Annotated in this window: 2 protein-coding genes; both read left to right on the top strand. The window is 65.7% G+C overall.

Annotated features, from left to right (window positions below; genetic code table 11):
• On the top strand, positions 1-432 hold a 432-nt coding region (locus tag AC3A46_RS19465), incomplete at its 5' end, for a DUF8083 family protein (protein ID WP_487666690.1).
• Positions 433-999: 567 nt separating this feature from the next.
• Positions 1,000-1,206, top strand: coding sequence for a developmental transcriptional regulator BldC (gene bldC / locus AC3A46_RS19460; protein ID WP_003949541.1), 207 nt, complete (start codon positions 1,000-1,002; stop codon positions 1,204-1,206).
• Positions 1,207-1,667: the final 461 nt, after the last annotated feature.

Below are 1,667 nucleotides of genomic sequence, written 5' to 3'. Positions count from 1 at the left end.
GCGCGCCCGTGGATCCGTACCGGGGTGTGGCAGGTCCCGCTGCGCTGGTTCGTCCTGGTGGCGGACGAGGAGCGGGACCACGTGCCGGGCGAGCGGCTGCGCTACCGCACGCCGATGGTCCAGGCCCGGCGGCGACTCGCGCGGGCGCTGCGGACCCTGCGCGACGCGGAGGGGTACGGGTCGCTCGCGGACGGGCTGGTGGAGGTGGGGAGCTGGCTGGAGGAGTTCCACCCGCGCTCGCTGGTCGAGCTGGACTACGGCGGGTTGGTGCACGCGTTGCCGGCGGACCGGCTGGCGGCCGACCGCTCGGCCGCGGATCTCGCGGCGGGCATCGCGGCCCTGCGGGCCGGGGACAGGGAGGGCGCGACCGAGGTCTACGAGGGGCTGGCGGAGCGTTGGCGAGCGGTCCGGGAGCGACTTTTCGCGAATTAGGCTGAAAGGGGTCTATGTGGCTGGTTTCACCCGAGAGGGGGTCACGCGTATCGTCCGGTATCGGTCGTTCGGTCAATAATGGCTGATCAGAGGCCTGATCATGGCATTTGGGACGTAGTGCCAGGACCTACGTCCCGATACGGGCCATTGGCCCAAGCGTGACGGACCGCACTAACTACACCCTTGCGCCCTTCCCCTACCCTCGTGCCAAAATAGGACAAGGAGTCCGGGGAGGGTTCCTTCCGCCCAACTAAGGGCGGAATGCTCGGCATTGCACTCTACGGGGGGTCTGACGACTCCTGATCGCTCTGTGACTGATCGTCACAGTCGGGTGACTGTCCGTTATGGGACGGTCCATCGGCTTCCGCCGCTGATGAACACCTCGGAGGGCAATTCCGTCGGTTTGGCCGTCGAGGCTGGACGGATGGTGTAGTTGTAGTGCCGAGGACAAGCCGTTCGTCCTATAACCGACTCGGCCCGCGTATGTCCATTTCGGGCAACGCGGGCCAAGGTGCAGAATTTAGAGGAAAGAACCGAGATGGTTCGGTTCTCCCGAGGAGGCCGCTCATGACCGCTCGCACCCCTGATGCCGAGCCGCTGCTGACCCCGGCTGAGGTTGCCACGATGTTCCGCGTGGACCCGAAGACGGTCACCCGCTGGGCCAAGGCTGGCAAGCTCACGTCCATCCGCACCCTGGGTGGACACCGCCGGTACCGCGAGGCCGAGGTTCGCGCACTGCTCGCGGGAATTCCGCAGCAGCGCAGCGAGGCCTGAGGTCGCGTAAACACCCCGCTTTAACGGGTTTATCGGGTCCCCCAATCCGATGAGACCCACACAGCTTCAAAACGACCGGGTCTGCCCCAACAGGTCCCAGGTCGTTCGATCGCGCTGGACTCCGCCGGGTCCAGCGCGATCTTTTTTTATGCCCAGGTCAGGGCGGTCTCGATCGCGCGAGGGACTACCGGCGGGGTAGGTGCCATTGCACATATTCTATCGAGCGGGCGTATGGGTGCGATAAAAGTATGAGTCTCAAAAACTCATGCGGTGACTCCCGTCACAGATGATCACTCTTGTATATCCGGTAATGCACCCCGTAAAGGGGAAGCGCATCACGAGGCGCATCATGCGAACGGGGGATTCCGGGCGGCGACCCACGGTTCGCCCCCGCCGTGCTCCTGCCGCGCCCCCTCTGCCGGTCACGGCCGCGTCCGGAGCGGCCGGGGTTCCGTCCGCAC

The organism is Microbacterium sp. Soil_C_42, from assembly GCF_057656735.1.
This window is presented reverse-complemented; position numbering and strand designations above follow the sequence as displayed.

Bases quoted from the DNA above. Each gene is read 5' to 3' on its own strand.
- bldC (WP_003949541.1), top strand. From the start codon at position 1,000: ATGACCGCTCGCACCCCTGATGCCGAGCCGCTGCTGACCCCGGCTGAG.